We start from the raw sequence: 20,155 nt of genomic DNA on the forward strand, positions 1-20,155 counted from the left end.
CGTGAAGTTCCGCCGCCGGGGGTTTCAGAGGGGTGGGGTCAGCAGGGACCGAGGTCCTTCCAGACGCCCCACTCGCCGGTCGTGCCCGGCGCCTCGTTCTGGGTCCACCACTGGGCCTTGTACTTGCGGCCGTTGTGGGAGACCTCGTTGCCCGCGTTGTAGACGGTGCTGGCCACGTACGCCGGGACCGTGCCGCAGCCCGTGGGCGGCGTCGTCGGAGGCGTGGTCGGGGGAGTCGTCGGCGGGGTCGTCGGCGGCGTGGTGGGAGGCGTGGTCGGCGGGGTGGTCGGCGGGGTCGTCGTGCCCGGCTCGACCACCGTCGTGCCGCGCGCCAGGTCACCGGCGAGGGCGTACGTCGTGCCGTTGATGTTCACCGTCCAGTTGGAGGGGGTGGACACCGGCAGGTAGTAGTTGAACGCCAGGTCGACCGTGGCGCCCGGGGCCAGCGACTGCCAGGCCGGGAGCTTCAGGGAGACGCGGTGGAAGTCGCCCTTCAGGCCGCCCACGTTGCTGCCCGTGTGGTCGCTGCTGATCACCTTCGTGCCGAAGCCCGACTGGTCGGAGGCGTTGGCCGGGGCCGAGGTGCCGTAGTCGAACTGGAACTCCGTGCCGCCGGGGAGGGTGGCCGCGGTGTTGTTGGTGATCTTGATCTTCGGGGTGATCGGGTAGTTCGAGTCGCCCAGCTTGAACTCGGTGAACTGCGCGTCGATCTTCACGGCCTGGGTCGGCAGGGTCGCGTTGGACTTCTTCGCGCCGTACGGGGTGGCCGCCTTGAACTTGTCGTACATCAGCGAGGTGAGCGTCGAGCCCATCTCGTACTGGCCCTTGGTGGCGTTCCAGGCGTAGTCGCCGGCCATCTCCCAGACCATGGTGCCGCCGATGCCCTTGTTGACCACGTAGTCGGCCTTGGCGGCCACCGACTGCTCGTCCTCGGTGGAGAGGAAGACCTTCTTCTGTGCGTTCCACAGCCACGGCGCGACCAGGGTCGAGTCGTACTTGCGGGCGTAGGTGCCGGTCAGGGTGGTGTTCGCCGGGAAGCCGTACTGGGTGACGTAGTCGCCGACGATCCCCTTCTCGAGGTTCTTGGCGTGCCACATCGGGTTGGAGCCGGCGGGCGACTCGACACCGTTGGTGTCCTTGTCGTGCCACAGGTTGTCGATGCCGGTGGCGCCGTCACCGCACTTGGTCAGACCGGCTCCGGCCGGGCAGGTGGTCGCGGAGGCCTTGCCCCACAGACCGTCGGTGCCGCCCTGCACGTTCTTGTGGCCGCGGGTGTAGTAGGGCAGGCCGATGTTGATGCGGCCGGCCGGCATCGAGCCGCGGAAGTAGTGGTACGCCCAGTCGGTGTTGAGGTACCCGATGTTGCCGTACTGCGCCGATCCGTAGACGTTGGCGGCGGCGAGCTCGCCGTCCTTGCCGTCGTCGAAGAGGGAGGCGTTGGGCCCGACGTACTCGTTCCAGGCGCCGTGCAGGTCGTACGACATGATGTTGACGTAGTCCAGATACTTCTGCATCTGGAAGGTCTCCATGCCCCGCAGCAGGTAGCCGGAGGAGGGGGCGGCGACGGTCAGCAGGTAGTGCTTGCCGTCGGCGGCGCCCGCCACGTCCAGCTTCTCGCGCAGGGACTTCATGAGGGCCGCGTAGCCCTGCACGAGTCCGGCGCGGCGCGCGTTGGCGAGCTGCCAGTCGAGCGGGTTTCCGGCGTCCTTCATGGTCGTCGGGTACTCGTAGTCGATGTCGACGCCGTTGAAGCCGTACTTGCGGATGAAGTCGACGGACGAGGCGGCGAAGGTGTCGATCCCGGCCTGGTTGACCGAACCGTCGGCGTTGGTGGCCATCGAGTAGAAGCCGCCGGAGTCGACCCGGTCACCGTTGTCCGCGAAGTAGCCGCCGGTCTCGGCCCAGCCGCCGACCGAGATCAGGGTCTTCACGTTCGGGTGCTGCTTCTTGAACTTGTTGAGCAGGTTGAAGTGGCCCTTGTAGGCGTACGCGGGGTCCATCTCGGCGCCGGCGACACCGGGCCAGGTCATCCCGGTGGCCGCGTTGTTCGGACCGTCCTTGCCGACGGAGAGCTTGTTGTCGCCGCCGATGTGGCCGAAGGCGTAGTTGATGTGGGTGATCTTCTCCCACGGGATGTCCTTGGCCAGGTACGCGGGCTGGCCGTTCTTGCCGTCGCGCCAGCCGGTGAAGTAGCCGATGACCCGGCGCTGGTGGTCCGCGCCCATCTTCTCGCGGCCCTCGGTGTCGTAGACCGAGCAGTACGGGACGTCGACGCCCGGGGTCTTGTAAAGCCCGTCGGGGCGACAGGACTCGTTGTCGGCCGCGTACGAGACGCCGCCGGAGAGCGAGCTGAGCAGCAGCCCGGCGACGGCTGCGCCGGAGGAGAGCAGCGAGGCTCTTTTCGCGGTGGGGGACAACACGATCGGGTCCTCCTGGGGAGGTCGTGGAACACAACGAACAAAGGGGTGGGTCGTGTTGGGCCCGTGGAGTGCGCACGCCGCCGGGCCGTTCCTAGGAGGTGACACGGAGATTAAGAGGACTAGACCAGTGCGTCAATAGGTCTGGACCATCGAAGAGTTCTCTGGGAGTCTGTGAGCCAGACCACAGGATCTCGGCCACATCGCCCGGCGCGGCTCGTGGCACACTGGCCCTGTATCAGCAGCAGCGCACTCCGGGGTCGGTGTAATTCCGAACCGGCGGTATAGTCCGCGACCCGTCCGCAGCCAGCGGCCGGTTGATCAGGTGAAATTCCTGGACCGACGGTGAAAGTCCGGATGGGAGGCAGTGCGCGGCGGGCGACCCCTGTCAGGGGTGTGCCGGCCGTACGTCCGCTGGTCGCCGTATCGACATCGATCGGCGTACCCGGAGGACGCGGCCTCGGCGCACCCTGCGTGAGTGTCGTTCCGCTCTCTGTCGTCATCGACAGGCCCCGGAGTCCGTGCCCGAAGAGGCAGGAGGACCCGGTGGCCCAGCCGGCCGACATCACCGCCATGCGACGCGCCGTCGAGCTCGCCGCACGCGGTCTCGGCGCCACCAGCCCCAACCCGGTCGTCGGGTGCGTCATCACCGACGCCTCCGGACACGTGGTCGGCGAAGGCTTCCACCAGCGCGCCGGCGGCCCCCACGCCGAGGTCCACGCCCTGCGAGAGGCAGGCGTCCTCGCCCGCGGCGGCACCGCTTACGTCACCCTCGAACCCTGCAACCACACCGGCCGCACCGGCCCCTGCGCCCAGGCCCTCATCGAGGCCGGCGTCAGTCGGGTCGTGTACGCGGTCGGTGACCCGAACCCGCAGGCCACCGGCGGAGCCGACACCCTGCGCGCCGCGGGTGTGGAGGTCGAGCAGGGCCTCCTGGAGGCCGAGGCCGAAGCGGTCAACATCGCCTGGCTCGCCTCCGTACGCCACGGCCGCCCCTTCGTCCGCTGGAAGTACGCCGCCACCCTCGACGGCCGCATCGCCGCCGCCGACGGCACCTCCCGCTGGATCACCTCCGCCGAGTCCCGCGCAGACGTCCACCGGCTGCGCGCCGAGGCCGACGCCGTCGTGGTCGGCTCCGGCACCGCCCGCGCCGACGACCCCCATCTGGCCGTACGCGGCATCGAGGGTGCCGTCCAGCCGCTCCGGGTCGTCGTCGACACCGAGGCGACCGCCGTGAAGCCGGGCGCCCGGGTTCTGGACGACGCCGCACCGACCCTCGTCGCGATCGCCGAAGACGCCGAGAACCCCATCGACGGGGTCGCCGAGGTCGTACGCCTTCCCAGGGCCGAGCGCGGCCTGTCCGTACCCGCCCTCCTGGACGCCCTCCACACACGCGGAGTCCGCTCCGTCCTCCTCGAAGGCGGCCCCACCCTCGCGGGCGCCTTCGTCGCCGCGGGCGCCGTCGACGAGGTCGTCGGCTATCTCGCCCCCGTCCTCCTCGGCGCGGGCCCGAACGCCCTTGCCGACGCCGGAATCTCCACCATCACCGAAGCGTTGCGGCTCGACGTCACCGAGACCGTCCGCATCGGATCCGACCTTCGCGTCACCGCCACCCCCAAGATCTCCGTCACCCCCAAGGGAGCCTGACCGTGTTCACCGGAATCGTCGAAGAACTGGGCGAGGTCGTCGCCGTCGAGCAGCTGGAGGACGCCTCCCGCTTCCGACTGCGCGGCCCCCTGGTCATGGAAGGCGCCCAGCACGGCGACTCCATCGCCGTCAACGGTGTCTGTCTCACGGTCGTCGAGTTCGGCGACGGCGAGTTCACCGCCGACGTCATGGCCGAGACCCTCAAGCGGTCCAGCCTCGGCGCACTGGAGGTCGGCACCCGCGTCAACCTGGAGCGGCCCATGGCCGTCGGCGGCCGCCTCGGCGGTCACATCGTCCAGGGCCATGTGGACGGCACCGGCACGATCCTGGAGCGGACCCCGTCCGAGCACTGGGAACTCGTCAAGGTGGGTCTGCCCGCCCACCTCTCCCGTTACGTCGTCGAGAAGGGGTCGATCACGGTCGACGGCGTCAGCCTCACCGTCGTCGAGGTCACCGACGACTGGTTCACCATCAGCCTCATCCCCACCACCCTCGACCTGACCACGCTCGGCATCAAGCAGTCCGGCGACCCGGTCAACCTCGAAGTGGACGTCATCGCCAAGTACGTCGAGCGGCTGCTCGGCCCGAACGCCAAGGAGAGCGACAAGTGAGCTGGCTCAACTCCGAGGCGTTCAGCGCCTTCGGTCAGCACATCATGTGGTCCGACATGATCGGCAACACGATCGGACTCATAGCCCTCGCGCTCGGCTGGCGCCGCTCCATCCTCACCTGGCCCGCCCAGCTGCTCTCCGGCCTGATCCTCGTCGGCGCCTACGCCTCCGCGAACCTCTCCGGCGGCGTCGGCAAGCAGCTCCTCGTCATCGGCGTCGCCGCCTGGGGCTGGTGGCAGTGGAACCGGGGCAGGCAGCAGGCCCAGGACGGCACCATCGCCGTCCGCTTCGCCACCTGGAAGGAGCGCGGCCTGCTCCTCGCCGGCGCGGTCCTCGGCACCCTCGCGGTCGGCGGCCTCTTCACCCTCTACCCGTCGCTCTCCTGGAGCCCGTGGGCCGACGCGTACATCTTCGTCGGCACCCTCGTCGCGATGGTCGCCCAGGCCCGCGGCCTGGTCGAGTTCTGGTTCGCCTGGCTCCTCGTCGACCTCGTCGGCGTCCCGCTCGCCTTCAACAGCGGCCTCGCCTTCTCCGGCCTGGTCTACGTCATCTACTTCGCCCTCGTCGTCTGGGGCATGCGCGACTGGTGGCTCCGGACGCGTACGACCTCCGCTGCTCTGGAAGGAGCCCACGCATGAGCGCCGCCCTTCCCCTCTGGGATGCCACCGACCTGGCTCTCGACCCCGTCGAGCAGGCCATCCGCGACATCGCCGCAGGCCGCCCCGTCGTCGTCGTCGACGACGAGGACCGCGAGAACGAGGGCGACCTCGTCATCGCCGCCGAGAAGGCCACGCCCGAGGTCGTCGCCTTCATGATGAGCGAGTGCCGCGGCCTGATCTGCGCCCCCATGGAGGGCGAGGAGCTGGAGCGCCTCGAACTCCCGCAGATGGTCGCGCACAACACCGAGTCGATGCGCACGGCCTTCACCGTCTCCGTCGACGCGTCCCCCGCCCACGGCGTCACCACCGGCATCTCCGCCGCCGACCGCGCCACCACCCTGCGGATGCTCGCGAGCGGCAGCCACGAGCCCTCCGACTTCGTGCGGCCCGGCCACATCTTCCCGCTCCGCGCCAAGCCCGGCGGCGTCCTGGCCCGCAACGGTCACACCGAGGCCGCCGTCGACCTCGCCCGCCTCGCGGGCCTCCGCCCGGCCGGCGCGATCGTCGAGATCGCCGGCGAGGACGGCGTCATGCTGCGCCTGCCCGAGCTGGTCCCCTTCGCCCGCAAGCACGGCCTCACGATCATCTCCATCGAGGACCTGATCGCCTACCGGCGCTCCGCCGAACCGACCGTCCGCCGCGAGGCCGAGGTCCGGCTCCCCACCGCGCACGGCGACTTCACCGCGTACGGCTACCGCTCCACCGTGGACGGCGTCGAGCACGTCGCCCTCGTCCACGGCGAGATCGGCGACGGCGAGGACGTCCTGGTCCGGGTCCACTCCGAGTGCCTGACCGGCGACATCTTCCACTCGCTGCGCTGCGACTGCGGCCCCCAGCTCCAGGCGTCCATGGACCGCGTCACCGAGGCCGGCCGCGGCGTCGTCGTCTACCTCCGGGGCCACGAGGGGCGGGGCATCGGCCTGCTGTCCAAGCTCCGCGCGTACGAGCTCCAGGAGCGCGGTCGCGACACCCTCGACGCCAACCTGGAACTAGGGCTGCCCGCCGACGCCCGCGACTACGCGGCCGGCGCGCAGATCCTCGCCGACCTCGGCGTTCGGAGCCTGCGCCTGATGACCAACAACCCCGACAAGATCGACGCCCTGACCCGGCACGGCCTCACGGTCCTGGGTCGCGAGCCCATGCCGGTCACGGCCGGCGAGCACAACCTCCGGTACCTGACCACCAAGCGGGACCGGATGGGCCACGACCTGCCCTGGCTGGACGGCTCCCCGGCCTCCACCTGCGGCAACCAGTAAATCCTTCCTTTCGTACGGTTCAAGACGCTTCAAAACGGTTCAAGGAGAGACATGAGCGGCAAGGGCGCACCCGTCCTCAGCGTGAAGAACTGCGGCGACCTGCGGGTCGCGGTCATCGCGGCGCAGTGGCACGAGAAGATCATGGACGGTCTCGTCGACGGCGCCCTGCGCGCCCTGAGCGAGCTCGGCATCGACGAGCCGACCCTCCTCCGCGTCCCCGGCAGCTTCGAGCTCCCGGTCGTGGCGAAGGTCCTCGCGGGTCGCGGCTACGATGCCATCGTGGCGCTCGGCGTCGTCATCCGCGGCGGAACGCCGCACTTCGAGTACGTGTGCCAGGGCGTCACCCACGGCCTCACCCAGGTCTCGATCGACACCGGCGTACCCGTCGGATTCGGCGTCCTCACCGTCGACAACGAAGAGCAGGCCCTCGACCGGGCCGGCCTCGAAGGATCCAGCGAGGACAAGGGCCACGAGGCCGTCACCGCCGCCGTCGCCACCGCGACGACGCTGCGCACGGTGAGCGAACCCTGGCGCTGATGACGCGACCCTTACCCCGTACTCTTAGGACCATCATGGCGAACGGAACCCGTAAAACCTTCGAAGAGCTCTTCGCCGAGCTCAAGCTCAAGGCCGAGACCGGCGACCCGGCCACCTCCCGCACCGCGGAGCTGGTGGACAAGGGCGTCCATGCCATCGGCAAGAAGGTCGTCGAGGAGGCCGCCGAGGTCTGGATGGCCGCCGAGTACGAGGGCAAGGAAGCCGCCGCCGAGGAGATCTCGCAGCTGCTGTACCACGTCCAGGTGATGATGGTCGCCCGCGGGATCTCGCTCGACGACGTCTACGCCCACCTCTGAGCACACCCCTCCGGGCACCCACCGACCCGGACTCCCCACCACTCCCAGGCAAAGGAAGCTCACCTCATGCTGCGCATCGCCGTTCCCAACAAGGGTTCCCTCTCCGGACCTGCGTCGGCAATGCTCCATGAGGCCGGCTACCGGCAGCGCAAGGAGTCCAAGGAGCTCGTGGTCATCGACCCCGACAACGAGGTCGAGTTCTTCTACCTGCGCCCGAAGGACATCGCGATCTACGTCGCCTCCGGGAAGCTGGACATCGGCATCACCGGCCGTGACCTGCTCCTGGACTCCGGCGCCAGCGCCGAGGAGATCCTCGCGCTGAACTTCGGCCGCTCCACCTTCCGGTACGCCACGCGTCCCGGCACCGCGAACGGCCCCGAGGACTTCGGCGGCATGACGATCGCCACCTCCTACGAGGGCATCGTCGCCAAGCACCTCGCCGACCAGGGCATCGACGCCTCCGTCGTCCACCTGGACGGCGCCGTCGAGACCGCGATCCAGCTGGGCGTCGCCCAGATCATCGCGGACGTCGTCGAGACCGGCACCAGCCTGCGCAACGCCGGTCTGGAGGTCATCGGCGAGCCGATCCTGACCTCCGAGGCCGTCGTGATCCGCCGCCACGGCGCCACGGACGACAACCCGCAGGTCCAGCAGTTCATGCGCCGCCTCCAGGGCGTCCTCGTCGCCCGCTCGTACGTGATGATGGACTACGACTGCCGCGCCGAGCACCTGGAGCAGGCCGTCGCCCTCACCCCGGGCCTGGAGTCGCCGACCGTCTCCCCGCTGCACAACGAGGGCTGGGTCGCGGTCCGCGCGATGGTCCCCGCCAAGGAAGCACAGCGGATCATGGACGACCTGTACGAGATCGGTGCCCGCGCCATCCTCACCACCGCCATCCACGCCTGCCGCCTCTGACGGCACGGACCGTCCGCTCCGAAGGCCCCGAGGAACCCCCGATGTCCCAAGCGCAGTCGCCCGTTCTGCCGGTCACCTTCCGTCCCGGGCGCACCCGTGCGGTCCTGATCACGATGAGCGTCGCGATCTTCGTCGTCATCAGCGTCGTCGCGGTGATGCTTGAGCGGCTGGGACCGGGGGAGCGCAGCAGTTTCTTCCTCACCGCCGCGCTGATCTCCGGTGGCCTCGTGATGCTGAGCCGCCCCAAGGTCGTCGCCGACGACGAGGGCGTCACGGTCGTCAACATCACCCGCACCCGGCGGCTGGCGTGGGCGGAGATCCTCAAGGTCAACCTGCGCCCCGGCGACCCCTGGGTCTTCCTCGACCTGAGCGACGGCACCAGCCTGCCCGCGCTCGGCATCCAGCCGGGCATCGCCAAGGAGGCGGCCATCCGCGACGCCCGCGCGCTGCGTGCCCTGGTCGACAGCCATGGCACGGTCCCGGAGCAGACGGCCTGACGAACGGGGCCCGGAACGGGCGGTCGGCCTGACACGCGGGCGATCCGACCCCCGGTCGGGATCCGGGTGGACCCTGATCCGTCCCCCATCCGGGGCCGACCCCCTGCCCCTCGGGGCCTTCGCGTGACTACTCTGGAGGCGGTGGTGCCGAGCGGCACCACCGCCTCGCATGTGCAGGGCCGCGGAATCGCGGCCCGCGAGGCCACCCTTCGACCCGAGGAGTGACTCCCTCCAGCAATGGACGGATCGTCCGGTAGTACCTGCGCCGCCCCCTCCCAGGAGGCGGCGGCATGATCATCTCCCTTCTGCTGCTCTTCGCGGCCTTCGTCCTGATCCTCGCCAACGGCTTCTTCGTGGCCGCCGAGTTCGGTCTCGTGACCGTCGAGCGCGCCGAGGCCGAGCGGGCCGCGGCCGCCGGCGACCGGCGCGCCCGCACCGTCGTCACCGCCCTGCGCGAGCTGTCCTTCCAGCTCTCCGGCACCCAGCTGGGCATCACGATCACCTCCCTCGTCGTCGGCATGCTCGCCGAGCCCGCGCTCGCCGGACTGCTGCACGGACCGCTCACCGCGACCGGACTGCCCGCCGGGGCCGTCTCCGGGATCTCGGTGGTGATCGGGATGCTGCTCGCCTCCGCCGTCCAGATGGTGGTCGGCGAGCTCGTGCCGAAGAACTGGGCGGTCTCCAGGCCGCTCCAGGTGGCCCGCTTCGTGGCCACCCCGCAGCGCCGCTTCTCCGCCCTCTTCCGGCCGGTGATCTCCCTGCTCAACCGGGTCGCGAACCGGCTCGTACGGCTCCTGGGCGTCGAGCCCACCGAGGAGCTGGACTCGGTCCGCACCCCCGGCGAACTGGTCTCCCTGGCCCGGCACTCCGCCCTGGCCGGCGCACTCGAACAGGACACCGCCGACCTCTTCGTACGGACCCTGTCCCTCGGCGGCCTCACCGCCGAGCAGGTCATGACACCGCGCGTGAAGGTGAGCGCCCTCCAGTGGGACGCCACCGCGGCCGACGTCCTCAACCTCACCCGGGCCACCGGTCTCTCGCGCTTCCCCGTCTACCGCGACCGCATCGACGAGATCGTCGGCATGGTCCACCTCAAGGACGCGCTCGCCGTCGCCCCGCACGCCCGGCTGCGCACTCCCGTCGGCCGGATCGCGGTTCCGCCGCTCCTCGTGCCGGAGACGCTGCCCGCCCAGACCCTTCTGGAGCGGCTGCGCCGGGAGCAGCCGATCGCGGTGGTCGTCGACGAGTACGGCGGTACGGCCGGGGTCGTCACCCTGGAGGACATCGTCGAGGAGCTCGTCGGCGAGGTCCGCGACGAGCACGACACCGTGGCCGACGGCCGCCCCGAGCTGGCCGCCGCTCCCGCCGAGGACGGCCGGCCCGCCTGGGAGGCCGACGGCTCCTGCCGGGTCCACACCCTGCGCCGGATAGGCCTCGACGTACCCGACGGGCCGTACGAGACCGTCGCCGGGCTCGTCGCCGATCTCCTCGGGCGCATCCCCGCCCCCGGCGACCGGGCCGAACTGCCCGGCTGGCGGCTCTCGGTGCGTCAGGTCGACCGCTACCGCGCAGAGCGGGTCCGGATCGTCCGTACCGCCCCGGACCCGGACCCCGCGGCGGCCACCGCCGCCCCGGCCCCCGAGCCGGTCGCGGCCTCCGCGGCTCCGGCTCCCGCCCAGGCTCCCGTCCCGGCGGAGGCCGTCCGATGAGCACCCTGCAACTCCTCTTCGCCGTCCTCCTCGTCCTGGCCAACGGCTTCTTCGTCGGGGCGGAGTTCGCGCTCGTCTCCGTCCGCCGCAGCCAGATCGAACCGCTCGGCGGCGCCCGTGCCAAGCAGGTCCTGCACGGTCTGGAGAACCTGCCGCAGATGATGGCGGCCGCGCAGTTCGGCATCACCATCTGCTCGCTGACGCTCGGCGCCGTCGCCGAGCCGACCGTCGCCCGTCTCCTCGAACCCGTCTTCCACACGGTCGGGGTCCCGGAAGGGCTGATCCACCCGCTCGGGTATGTCATCGCCCTCGCCGCGGTCGTCTTCCTCCACCTGGTCATCGGGGAGATGGTCCCGAAGAACCTGGCGATGGCCGCGCCCGAGCGGACCGCGCTCTGGCTCGCCCCCGGCCTGGTCGGCTTCGCCCGGGTCTGCCGGCCGGTGACGGCCGCGCTCGGCGCGTGTGCCCGGCTGGTCCTGCGGGCGTTCAAGGTCGAGCCCAAGGACGAGGTGGAGGCGGTCTTCACCAGCGCCCAGCTCGGCCGGCTCGTCGAGGACGCCGGGCAGGCGGGTCTGCTGGACCCGGCCGAGCAGGAGCGGCTGGAGGACGCCCTCGAACTGGGCACCCGCCCGGTGACGGACGTCCTCATCGGCCCGGCCTCCCTGATCACCGTTCCGCCGACGGTCACCCCGCGCGAGATCGAGGAGCTGACCGTACGCACCGGGTACTCGCGCTTCCCGGTCCGCGCCGAGGCGGGCGCCGCCTTCATGGGCTTCGTGCACGTGAAGGACGTCCTGGACCTGGAGGAACGGGAGCGGGCGGTGCCCCAGCGGCTGTGGCGGCCGATGGCGACGCTCCGCGCCGAACTGCCCCTCGACGACGCCCTCACCGTGATGCGCCGCGCCGCGACGCATCTGGCGCAGGTCGCCGACGGCTCGGGCCGGGTTCTCGGCCTGGTCGCCCTGGAGGACGTCCTGGAGATGCTGGTGGGCGAGGTCCGCGACCCCGCCCACCGGATCGCGCCGGACCGGGTGCCCACCGCGTAGGAACCGCGCACAGCGGGGCGGGTCCTCCGGGGCCCGCCCCGTCGGTCTATGGGCCCCCTCGCTCCGTGTGCCCTCGCGCAGCGGGATGAACGGGCTGTGGGGCGATCGGGCTGTGGGACGAACGGGCTGTGGGACGATGCCCGTCCTCACAATCGATCATGAAAGGGCGTGTTGTGCGCGCGACACTCAGAGCGCTGCTCGCCGCGGTCTTCTCCGCCGGCCTCCTGATAGCGGCGGTGTCCGTCCCCGCTCAGGCGGACGTCGTCGACGAGGAGACCGCACCCAAGCCGCGCTTCATCACGTACAACGTGTGCGGAGCCTCCTCCACGTGCGAGGACCGGGTGGGCCCCGCGGAGAAGGCGGAGTGGCGGGACGCCGTCGTCCACGCCGTCGACTACTGGGAGACCGATCTGGTCATGCTCCAGGAGGTCTGTTACGAGCAGTGGAAGCTGCTCCGTGACCACCTGGCGAACCGTTCCGGCGTCAGGTACGACACCGTCTGGGGAGCGGCGCTCCCGTCCGCCGCAGGCTGCGCCCGGTGGGACCCCGACCCGAACGACGGCGTCGCGCCCGACCTGCGCTTCGGCCTCGCCATCTTCGCGAAGGGCGGCCCCGGCACGATCGACGGGTCCACCCGGAGCGTCACCTTCCTCCCCGAACCCACGAACAACCCCGACTACCGCCCCGACCCCACGAAGCCCCCCAGCCCCATCAACGCCGAGAACCGCATCCTCCTCTGCGCCAAGACCCTGGTGGCCGGGCGCTCCGTCCGCGCCTGCAACACCCACATCGACTTCAACAGGGACAACACCACGGCCCAGATCGCCCAGGTCGCCGCGATCACCCGCGGTTTCGCCGCCGCGGAGCCCGTGGTGCTCGCCGGGGACTTCAACCAGTCCCCCCAGCACGCGGACATGAACCCCCTCTACGACCACGGCACGGGGTCGACCGGCGTGTTCCGGGAGGTCGACGAGAACGACAAGGACCGGTTCACCGGCGCGGACTGCCCCCAGACCGCGGACCGGTGCCGCAGCGGTGAACCCACTGCCACCACGGCCTGCTCGGAGCACACCAAGTCGAACAAGAAGATCGACTACATCTTCCTGAGCCACCACTGGTCCACGACGGTGCGCGGCGACGCCGTCGCCTGCTCGGGCGTGGCGGACCACCACCTCCTGCGCGGCGCCGCCGCGTGGGAGAGCTAGGGCGAGCCCGGCCTGGTGGGCAAGCCACCCCCTGGGGCCTGACCGACAGGACGGCCCCCGGGGGCAGTGGGTCCGGCCCCGACGGGGCTCAGACACCCCCTAGTACCCCGGGGGCTCCTGTTGGGGGCCGCGGTCGACCGGACCGCGGCCCGACAGGACTTCGCCGTACGCCTGCATGAGGTCGGCGAGCCGGAGGGTGGCGAGATCCTCCCGGGTCGGGGTGGTGGCGTAGCCGGAGAGCCGCAGGTCCCGGTAGGCGCAGGACTTCTCGTACAGGGTGCGCAGGAAGCGGCCGTTGCCCAGCTCGTCGATCCAGCCCTGCTCGACGACGTGCCCGCTGATCGAGCGCAGCTCCTCGCGGGCCTCGTCGTCCCAGCCGTCGCCGTTGGCCGCCGCGAGGACCTCGCCTATGGCGGTGAGTTCCAGCGGCCGGTACGAGGGGAAGTCGACGCGGGTGGTGAACCGGGAGGAGAGACCGGGGTTGGTGTTGAGGAGCCGGTCCATGCCCTCGGGGTAGCCGGCCAGGATCACCACGAGGTGGTCGCGGTTGTCCTCGGCCCGCTTCAGGAGCACCTGGAGGGCCTCGTCCCCGTAGGCGTCGCCCTTGCTGTAGCCGGTGTTGGAGAGCGCGTAGGCCTCGTCCACGAAGAGCACCCCGCCGACCGCCGAATCGATCAGCTCGTTCGCCTTGACCGCGGTCTGACCGAGGAACTCGCCGACCAGATCGGCCCGTTGGGCCTCCACGAGATGGTCGCCGCCGAGCAGTCCGAGGGCGTAGAAGACCCGGCCGAGGATCCGGGCGACCGTGGTCTTCCCGGTGCCCGAGGGGCCGGAGAAGACGAAGTGGCGTTTGGGCGGCTGGACCGGAAGGCCCTGCCCGGCGCGGAGCCGCGCCATCTCCAGCTGTGCCGACAACGCCTTGACCTGCCGCTTCACCGGTTCCAGGCCGACCATGCCCTCCAGTTCGGCGAGCGCCTCCGCGAGCAGGACCGGATCGGTGGGACCCGCCGGGAAGCGCGGTGGCACGGGCTGGGAGGGCAGCGGGGCCTTCTGCCGTACGGTCTCCGGCGGCGGGACCGGGGCCGGCGGCGGTACGGGCTCGGGCGCCAGCCGCAGTCCGTCGCCCAGCGGGCCGCCGGCGTCGGGGTCGGCGCCCGGCACGGTGTCCACGGCGTCCTGGCCGAGGCCCCCGCCGACCGTGCCCAGGGCGACCGTCGCCAGCCCGGCCGGGTCGTCCACGCCGTCGTATCCCTCGAAGCCGTCGTACTCGGCGATCGCCGCGAGCCGTGCTGCCGTGTCCATGAACGTGGGGTCGATCCGGTGCACGGCCCGGTAGAGGGGAAGCGCGGCGGCGCTGCGCCCGGTGCCCTCATGGGCGCGGGCCAGCCAGTACCGCAGCTCCTTGCGCTGGGGCTGCTCGCTGCGGCAGCGCATCAGCGAGGCCGACAGCAGCGGCTCGGCCTGCCCGTACATCTCCAGACGCACCCGGGCCATGCCGCCGAAGAGCCCGGCCTCGATGCCGAGCAGCGGGTCGTCGACGAGGGTCTCGGTGTGCCGGACCAACTGGTCCCAGTCCTTGACGAGATAGGCGCGGCAGGCGTGCAGAAAGCGCACCTGGGGGTCGGTGTCGACCGGGGGGAGCCCCGCGAGGGCCCGGTCCAGCTCCGGCACATGGCGTCCGTCGAGCCAGTGGGAGGCGTGCGCGAGCAGCAGGTCGCGCGGGCTCTCCAGGACCGGCTGGACCCACCAGCCCAGCCAGTACCAGGAGTTGAGAGTGCGCCGGTACCGGGTCCGCTGTTCGCCGAAGCGGTCGCGGTTGCGGTACATGCGCAGCAGCGCGGTCGTGGTGTCGACCCGGAGCGCGTGCAGCCCGAGCCAGGCGTCCGCCATCCCGGGGTCGATCCGTACCGCCGTCCGGAACTCGTCCTCCGCCTGCGGATACGCGCCCATCGTGTAGGCGTCGATTCCGCGCAGCCAGGCGAGCTCGGCCGGGGCCTGCGCGCCCTGCGTGCCGATGTCCATCGGGTCCCCCACAACCGTCTTCGCATGGACGGGATTTGACCGCACCTGGGGGCATCGTACCTGCGCAGGGGGTGCGTACTTAAGGAGAAGCGCATGATCCGGAAGCGGTGACCCTGGGTGAGCGTCAGGGGTCGCGGAGGGGTCCGGAGAGGGCTGTCAGCGGCAGAACGAAGCCCCCGATCACGGGGGAACAACCGGGGGCTTCGCGTCCGCAGCGGCTCCGAAAAGCCGCACATTCAGAACGTAAGACCTGTACGCCCCTTGGGTCAAGCGGAGTTGAAGCACTTGCGAAAGCGGACTTTCAGCCCCTCAGTTCACGGACATGAAGCCGTCACGGTGCGTGATGATCTGGTGCGCGCCCGCTGTCACACCCGGCCCGGGGAGCCAGTCGTACCCCTCTCGGCACTCCCGTACCAGGGTGTCGGCGAAGGGCCGGGAGGGGTCCCCGGCGAAATGGCGAGTCTCCGCCACGGTCCAGCCGTCCCAGAAGGCTGCCTGGTCCGGGCCGTCCCGGTGACGGCCCCGCGCCCAGGACTCCTCGGGCCCGCGCTCCATCCACAGCAGCCACGCCAGGAACGGCCGCACCGCCGCCCGGCCCGCGCCGACGCCCTCGACGAGGACGACCGGGGCCGCGGGGAGCTCCCGTGCCTCGCCGAAGCGCCGGAGGTGCCAGTCGTACGGCCGGTAGGACGCGGTCTCGCCCCGCGAGAAGGGGTCGAGCACCTGCTCCCACAGCCGGTCGGTCCACTCGAACAGCTCCTCGTGGGTGGCGAGGTCATCGAGGTGGAGGACGGGGGCGTCGCCGAGTGCGGCGGCGAGACGGGCCGCGAGCGTGGACTTGCCGGAACCCGCGTGCCCGTCGACCGCGATCAGCCGGACCGGCCCGCAAGAGGGCGGCAGCCGGAGCAGCGCGTGGGCCGCGCGGTCGAGGTCGTTCATGGGCCCAGGGTAGGGGAGCGGGGGACCGTCGCAGGTCAGGGAGGTACCGCCGTCAGTGGTCGAGACCAATATTGATGCGGCGACGCGAGGCGAAGTGCTGGCGGAGGCGTGGCGGAAGCCGAGATAGTGGGGCGCGCGAAGCCCCGTCCGTGCGCTCGGGCAGGTGCGTACGCCCCTGTGCGTGCGCCCCCGCTCGTACGTCCTCCCCGTCCGCCCGCAGGATCGTCCGCCCGCACGGCGGTACGCGCGCGTACCGCCGGCCGCTCGTCCACAGGTCCGTACGCCCACCGTTCTCGACTGGGGGTCACCGTCCATGACCAGCTCCACCCCGCGCAGAACCGTTCTCGCGGCGGCGCTCGCGGCCGCCGGAACGGCCGCCGCCACTGCCGCTCCCGCCGTGGCCGCCGTTCCCGAATGCGCCACCGACTGTCCGCCTGCTGCCCCGGTCGACGGCGCCGGGCGGGGCCACGCCCCCGTGCCCGGCCTCGTCGACAACCGCTTCTGGTCCTCGTACACGGACTGGAGGTGCGGCAGCGCGGCCGGCACGAAGGCGGTCGCCGGGCACCGCCCCGGCCTCGTCCTCGCCGCCCCCGTCGGGCGCACCGACTACACCGACCCGCACACCGGGCGGACCTCCGCCTGGGAGTACGCGAGCTGGACCTCGCCCGTCCACACCCCGACCGTGCCCGCCACCGAGGTCATCGCCTCCTGGAACGCCCACACCCCGCCGGGCACCTGGCTCCAGGTCGAGCTGTCCGGCACGTACTCCGACGCCACCGCCACCCCCTGGTACGTCCTGGGCCGCTGGGCCGCCGGCGACGACGACATCCGGCGCACCTCGGTCGACGACCAGACCGACGGCAGAAGCACCGTCTGGACGGACACCTTCGCGATCGACGACGCGACGAGCGGGCTGCGGCTGGCCTCGTACCGGCTGCGTCTGACGCTGTACCGCACCCCGGGCAGCGGCCTCACGCCCACGGTGTGGCGGCTCGGCGCGATGGCCTCCGACGTCCCGGACCGCTTCACGGTCCCGGCCTCCACGCCGGGCCTCGCCCGCGAGCTGACCGTGCCGCGCTACTCGCAGAACACCCACGTCGGGCAGTACCCCGAGTACGACAACGGCGGCGAGGCGTGGTGCAGCCCGACCTCCTCCCAGATGATCGTCGAGTACTGGGGCCGCCGGCCGTCGCCGGAGGAACTGGCCTGGGTGAACCCGGCCTTCGACGACCCCCAGGTCTGCCACGCGGCCCGCTTCACCTTCGACCACCAGTACGAGGGCTGTGGGAACTGGCCCTTCAACGCCGCCTACGCGGCCACGTACCCGGACATGAACGCCGTGGTCACCCGACTCAACTCCCTCACCGAACTGGAGAGCCTGATCCGGGCCGGCATCCCGGCCATAACGTCCCAGTCCTTCCGCAAGGAGGAGCTGACCGGCGCCGGATACGGCACCTCCGGCCACCTCATGACCGTCATCGGCTTCACCGCCGACGGCGACGTCATCGCCAACGACCCCGCCTCGCCCAGCAACGGGGCCGTCCGCCGGGTCTACCAGCGACGCGAATGGGAGAACATCTGGCTCCGCACCAAGCGCTACGACGCGAACGGCAAGGTCAGAAGCGGCACGGGCGGTGTCTGCTACATCTTCTGGCCGGCCACGCCGGTATCGGGCCGGCACCGCGCGCTGCGGTCGCTCGGCCTGGTGTGAGCATGTGCGGCCCGACGGTCGTCTCGGATCGGAAGCCGGTCGATGAATGGCTCAAGGGAAGCAGGCACGGGTGTGTCGCGCCACTCGCCCTCTTTCCGATGCTTCAACGGGGCGTATTTCGGTGTGTACTTTCCGGAGGTGTCCTCGTAGCGAATAACCTGCCGCCGGATTCGCAGGGTTCCGTCGCGCATGTCCTCCGGGAAGACTCCCAGAGATTCCCCTATACGAAGTCCACAATACGTCATGAGTCATGTCGCCGGAGACAGGCGACGTCCGATCTCCTTTGCGATGGCGGTTATCTCGTCGAAGCTGGGAAGTTTCCTGTCGTCGACAGGAACGACAGGGTTCTCCAGCTTCTCGGCCTGCGTCATGGGATTCACGGGAATCCGCCTGCGGCGCACAGCGTGGGAGAACAGCGCCGAGAGGGCTATGTGCCGGGACTCGATGGTGTCGAGGGCCGCCCCGTCCCGGCTCCAACGTGCGTACAGACCCTCGATGTCCGCCGCGGTGACCTGCGCTCCTCGCCGAGCTGACCAAGGACGACTTCGACCTGGCCGGGCCGGAGGCGTGATCATGAGAGCGGAGAGATCCCGGGGCGGGCGGGCCGCAGACGCCCAAGGGCGGTTGGTGCATCGAATGACCGATGCGCCGGCCGCCCTTCTCGTTGCGTCAGGCTGCCTCGAACGCTCGCCGAATCAGCGGCGCCGCCCTCTCCAGGTCGGCCGCCGAGGCGAGGCGGACCTCCAGGTCCCCGGTCCCCAGGTGAGCCGGGCGAGGATCCCGCCGCTGTTCGGGCCGGCCTGGCCGACGGTCTACCGGCGTTTCGCCCGCTGGAGCAAGGACAGGGTCTGGGCCCGTCTCCACCGGGTCATCCTGGACGAACTCGGCGCGCAGGGAGACCTGGACTGGTCGCGTTTCGCCATCGACTCGGTGAGTGTCCGGGCCCTCGAAGGGGGCTGCTGACCGGACCGAATCCGACCGACCGCGGCAAGAACGGATCGAGGATCCACCTCGTCACCGACCGGTCCGGCCTGCCCGTCGCGGTCGCCGTCTCCGCGGCCAACACTCGCGACAGTCTCGCTCTCCAGCCGCTCGTCGCGTCGATACCGCCGATCCGCCGGGCCCCTTGGAGGCCAGGGCCGGCCTGCCGCCGTCCCCGCCAGACGGCGTGCCAGGCGTGCGCCGACTTCGGCGACACCCGTAACTGCGGGCCACCTCCGGCGGCCGCACCCCCTGCTCGAACATCTCCGCGGCCTCGAAACGCAGCGCTTCACGCTTCGCCCGCCCCGCAGCGGTCAGACCGCCGCCATCCGCATACCTCATGACGACGACGTAGCACCGCCGACGTCCGCTGTCACCCCACCCTTTCAACCTCAGCGACAAGGGGTGTGAACCGGGCAGGCACGGTCCTCGGTCGTGGTGATCAGTGAACTCGACACTCTGTGATCGCTGGAGGCTGTGCCTGCGCGTGCATCTACCGAACCATCACGAATGCCGCACCGGGCCCATGCCGACTACGTCGGGCCAAGCACGAGAACGACGGAGCCCTGCACCGCTGACTGCGTGCGGCGTCGCCCTGACCACGTACGCGGCCTTGTATCGCCCCATCCCTTGTCCGAACGGGTCCGCGGCCGCTGCGGCACAATTCGTGCCAGACTTCCGCGAATTCGGGATTCCGTAGTCGAGGGCCCATCAAAGCGGCGCCAAAGATCAGCAGTCATCCCGTATGCCCCTGATCGCACGACAGGTCGGCTTTATATATCTTGAATTGGTCGCCCCGGAGTGTAGGGTGGATCCACTTGGATTTCAGCAGGCCGGGGGGGCTCATGCGGCCTGTATCGCAACTCGTGCGAGTGTTGACGCTGGCCGTGCAGCTTTCGCTCAGATGCGCACGATCCCCCTCGGCTTGAGTGAAATTGGAAGAAGCCGTTTGCGCGGGGCCGGCATGACCGTTCTTGTCATTACGCACGATCTGGCAGTGGCCCAGCAAGGCGAACGAACGATCACTATCGGCGACGGACGACTCACGGAAGAGGTGAGGAGGTGAGGCGCAGACCCATGTCAATGGTGCGGCTGCGCCGAGGTCGCCACAATGCTCGGTCCATACCCGTCACGCGATTCTCCGTACGAGACGTGCCGGCGGAGTCGAGTGCCGGCATGCCGCAGCGTCCCGCACGCTCATTGCCCACGTCCATGGGGACGGTTCTGGGAGTGGGCACCTTCGTGGCCGTCCTGGGATTGACTTCTACAGCCTCGTCGCAGACCGACAAGCGTTTCAGCGCCCTGAGCGCGACGGAAGTGACCATCGAGGACGTTGCAAGAGACCACAACGAGTTTGGGGATCTCGCATTCCCAGCTGATGGGGAGCAAGCACGCGGTCGGCACATCACCACTCAGTTCCTCACGGAATCCGCGACCTTGGGGGCCCTGGGTGGCCTCGTTGGTACCTCCCTTGGCGCGCCGACTGTCGTTGGAGTCGCGATCGCCCGGGACTGGACGCCCGTCATCCATTCCATGACGGTGACAACTCCCGCCATCGGCCTGGCGACTGGTCTGCCGGCCGGCCTGTATCCGGCTTGGAGAGCTTCCCGCATCACGCCGGTAGAGGCGCTGCGCCGCTGAGCGTAAGGAGCGTGGCCGGCATGCGCCACGCACGTGGACCACCTC

General features: G+C 70.5%; 16 protein-coding genes, 3 pseudogenes and 1 riboswitch. Of the genes and pseudogenes, 13 read left to right on the forward strand and 6 right to left on the reverse strand.

Annotated features, from left to right (window positions below; translation table 11 throughout):
• Positions 1 to 38: 38 nt before the first annotated feature.
• Positions 39 to 2,420, reverse strand: a complete 2,382-nt coding sequence (locus tag OG259_RS33785; RefSeq protein WP_328945683.1) for a chitinase C-terminal domain-containing protein — start codon at positions 2,418 to 2,420, stop codon at positions 39 to 41.
• Positions 2,421 to 2,662: 242 nt separating this feature from the next.
• Positions 2,663 to 2,792: riboswitch (FMN riboswitch) on the forward strand.
• Positions 2,793 to 2,963: 171 nt separating this feature from the next.
• Here OG259_RS33785 and ribD point away from each other — a divergent pair.
• From ribD to OG259_RS33840, 11 genes are all read left to right on the forward strand, one after another.
• A complete protein-coding gene (gene ribD / locus OG259_RS33790; protein WP_328945684.1) occupies positions 2,964 to 4,064 on the forward strand; it encodes a bifunctional diaminohydroxyphosphoribosylaminopyrimidine deaminase/5-amino-6-(5-phosphoribosylamino)uracil reductase RibD in 1,101 nt (366 codons plus the stop codon).
• A gap of 2 nt (positions 4,065 to 4,066) precedes the next feature.
• A complete protein-coding gene (locus OG259_RS33795) occupies positions 4,067 to 4,675 on the forward strand; it encodes a riboflavin synthase (protein ID WP_328945685.1) in 609 nt (202 codons plus the stop codon).
• Between the two features lie 44 nt (positions 4,676 to 4,719).
• Entirely contained in the window at positions 4,720 to 5,313 is a 594-nt protein-coding gene (locus OG259_RS33800) for a nicotinamide mononucleotide transporter family protein (RefSeq protein WP_266900705.1), read from the forward strand.
• Complete coding sequence (locus OG259_RS33805; RefSeq protein WP_328945686.1) at positions 5,310 to 6,590, forward strand: bifunctional 3,4-dihydroxy-2-butanone-4-phosphate synthase/GTP cyclohydrolase II; 1,281 nt, start codon at positions 5,310 to 5,312, stop codon at positions 6,588 to 6,590. Before OG259_RS33800 ends, OG259_RS33805 begins: the two co-directional genes overlap by 4 nt.
• Positions 6,591 to 6,641: 51 nt before the next feature.
• Positions 6,642 to 7,127: a 6,7-dimethyl-8-ribityllumazine synthase gene (ribH, locus tag OG259_RS33810; protein ID WP_024760819.1), complete on the forward strand. Its 486-nt coding sequence runs from the start codon at positions 6,642 to 6,644 to the stop codon at positions 7,125 to 7,127.
• 35 nt (positions 7,128 to 7,162) lie between these two features.
• A complete protein-coding gene (locus OG259_RS33815; RefSeq protein WP_030316370.1) occupies positions 7,163 to 7,444 on the forward strand; it encodes a phosphoribosyl-ATP diphosphatase in 282 nt (93 codons plus the stop codon).
• 66 nt (positions 7,445 to 7,510) lie between these two features.
• Positions 7,511 to 8,359 (forward strand): ATP phosphoribosyltransferase, encoded by an 849-nt coding sequence (gene hisG / locus OG259_RS33820; protein WP_030316372.1) that lies wholly within the window; start codon positions 7,511 to 7,513, stop codon positions 8,357 to 8,359.
• Positions 8,360 to 8,400: 41 nt separating this feature from the next.
• Complete coding sequence (locus OG259_RS33825) at positions 8,401 to 8,856, forward strand: PH domain-containing protein (protein ID WP_328945687.1); 456 nt, start codon at positions 8,401 to 8,403, stop codon at positions 8,854 to 8,856.
• A 290-nt stretch (positions 8,857 to 9,146) separates the two neighbouring features.
• Positions 9,147 to 10,565 (forward strand): hemolysin family protein, encoded by a 1,419-nt coding sequence (locus tag OG259_RS33830; RefSeq protein ID WP_328945688.1) that lies wholly within the window; start codon positions 9,147 to 9,149, stop codon positions 10,563 to 10,565.
• Positions 10,562 to 11,611, forward strand: coding sequence for a hemolysin family protein (locus OG259_RS33835; RefSeq protein WP_328945689.1), 1,050 nt, complete (start codon positions 10,562 to 10,564; stop codon positions 11,609 to 11,611). The genes OG259_RS33830 and OG259_RS33835 overlap by 4 nt, the downstream gene beginning before the upstream one ends.
• A gap of 173 nt (positions 11,612 to 11,784) precedes the next feature.
• Complete coding sequence (locus OG259_RS33840; protein ID WP_328945690.1) at positions 11,785 to 12,816, forward strand: endonuclease/exonuclease/phosphatase family protein; 1,032 nt, start codon at positions 11,785 to 11,787, stop codon at positions 12,814 to 12,816.
• A gap of 99 nt (positions 12,817 to 12,915) precedes the next feature.
• Here the strand turns inward: OG259_RS33840 and OG259_RS33845 are convergent, their stop codons facing one another.
• Both OG259_RS33845 and OG259_RS33850 read right to left on the reverse strand, forming a co-directional pair.
• Entirely contained in the window at positions 12,916 to 14,838 is a 1,923-nt protein-coding gene (locus OG259_RS33845) for an AAA family ATPase (protein ID WP_328945691.1), read from the reverse strand.
• 309 nt (positions 14,839 to 15,147) lie between these two features.
• Entirely contained in the window at positions 15,148 to 15,777 is a 630-nt protein-coding gene (locus OG259_RS33850) for a uridine kinase family protein (protein ID WP_328945692.1), read from the reverse strand.
• Positions 15,778 to 16,090: 313 nt separating this feature from the next.
• Between OG259_RS33850 and OG259_RS33855 the strand changes: the two genes are divergently transcribed.
• Entirely contained in the window at positions 16,091 to 17,488 is a 1,398-nt protein-coding gene (locus OG259_RS33855; RefSeq protein ID WP_328945693.1) for a peptidase C39 family protein, read from the forward strand.
• A gap of 248 nt (positions 17,489 to 17,736) precedes the next feature.
• Here the strand turns inward: OG259_RS33855 and OG259_RS33860 are convergent, their stop codons facing one another.
• The 3 genes and pseudogenes from OG259_RS33860 to OG259_RS41825 all read right to left on the reverse strand — a co-directional run.
• Positions 17,737 to 17,859, reverse strand: a complete 123-nt coding sequence (locus OG259_RS33860; protein WP_328945694.1) for a hypothetical protein — start codon at positions 17,857 to 17,859, stop codon at positions 17,737 to 17,739.
• A 298-nt stretch (positions 17,860 to 18,157) separates the two neighbouring features.
• Positions 18,158 to 18,253: pseudogene (locus tag OG259_RS41820) on the reverse strand (DUF5655 domain-containing protein); the annotation flags it as partial.
• A gap of 345 nt (positions 18,254 to 18,598) precedes the next feature.
• Positions 18,599 to 18,811, reverse strand: a pseudogene (locus tag OG259_RS41825) (helix-turn-helix domain-containing protein); the annotation flags it as partial.
• Between the two features lie 1,047 nt (positions 18,812 to 19,858).
• Here OG259_RS41825 and OG259_RS41830 point away from each other — a divergent pair.
• A pseudogene (locus OG259_RS41830) lies at positions 19,859 to 20,110 on the forward strand (ABC transporter permease); the annotation flags it as partial.
• Positions 20,111 to 20,155: the final 45 nt, after the last annotated feature.

It is taken from the genome of Streptomyces sp. NBC_00250 (assembly GCF_036192275.1).
In the GTDB taxonomy this organism is placed as follows: Bacteria; Actinomycetota; Actinomycetes; order Streptomycetales; family Streptomycetaceae; genus Streptomyces.

What these genes read in the sequence shown, in the direction of transcription:
- OG259_RS33835 (WP_328945689.1), top strand. Translation starts at nt 10,562, where the DNA reads ATGAGCACCCTGCAACTCCTCTTCGCCGTCCTCCTCGTCCTGGCCAAC.
- OG259_RS33800 (WP_266900705.1), top strand. Translation starts at nt 4,720, where the DNA reads ATGTGGTCCGACATGATCGGCAACACGATCGGACTCATAGCCCTCGCG.
- hisG (WP_030316372.1), top strand. Translation starts at nt 7,511, where the DNA reads ATGCTGCGCATCGCCGTTCCCAACAAGGGTTCCCTCTCCGGACCTGCG.
- OG259_RS33825 (WP_328945687.1), top strand. Translation starts at nt 8,401, where the DNA reads ATGTCCCAAGCGCAGTCGCCCGTTCTGCCGGTCACCTTCCGTCCCGGG.
- OG259_RS33845 (WP_328945691.1), bottom strand. Translation starts at nt 14,838, where the DNA reads ATGGACATCGGCACGCAGGGCGCGCAGGCCCCGGCCGAGCTCGCCTGG.
- OG259_RS33830 (WP_328945688.1), top strand. Translation starts at nt 9,147, where the DNA reads ATGATCATCTCCCTTCTGCTGCTCTTCGCGGCCTTCGTCCTGATCCTC.
- OG259_RS33860 (WP_328945694.1), bottom strand. Translation starts at nt 17,859, where the DNA reads ATGACGCAGGCCGAGAAGCTGGAGAACCCTGTCGTTCCTGTCGACGAC.
- ribH (WP_024760819.1), top strand. Translation starts at nt 6,642, where the DNA reads ATGAGCGGCAAGGGCGCACCCGTCCTCAGCGTGAAGAACTGCGGCGAC.
- OG259_RS33850 (WP_328945692.1), bottom strand. Translation starts at nt 15,777, where the DNA reads ATGAACGACCTCGACCGCGCGGCCCACGCGCTGCTCCGGCTGCCGCCC.
- OG259_RS33805 (WP_328945686.1), top strand. Translation starts at nt 5,310, where the DNA reads ATGAGCGCCGCCCTTCCCCTCTGGGATGCCACCGACCTGGCTCTCGAC.
- OG259_RS33855 (WP_328945693.1), top strand. Translation starts at nt 16,091, where the DNA reads ATGACCAGCTCCACCCCGCGCAGAACCGTTCTCGCGGCGGCGCTCGCG.
- OG259_RS33815 (WP_030316370.1), top strand. Translation starts at nt 7,163, where the DNA reads ATGGCGAACGGAACCCGTAAAACCTTCGAAGAGCTCTTCGCCGAGCTC.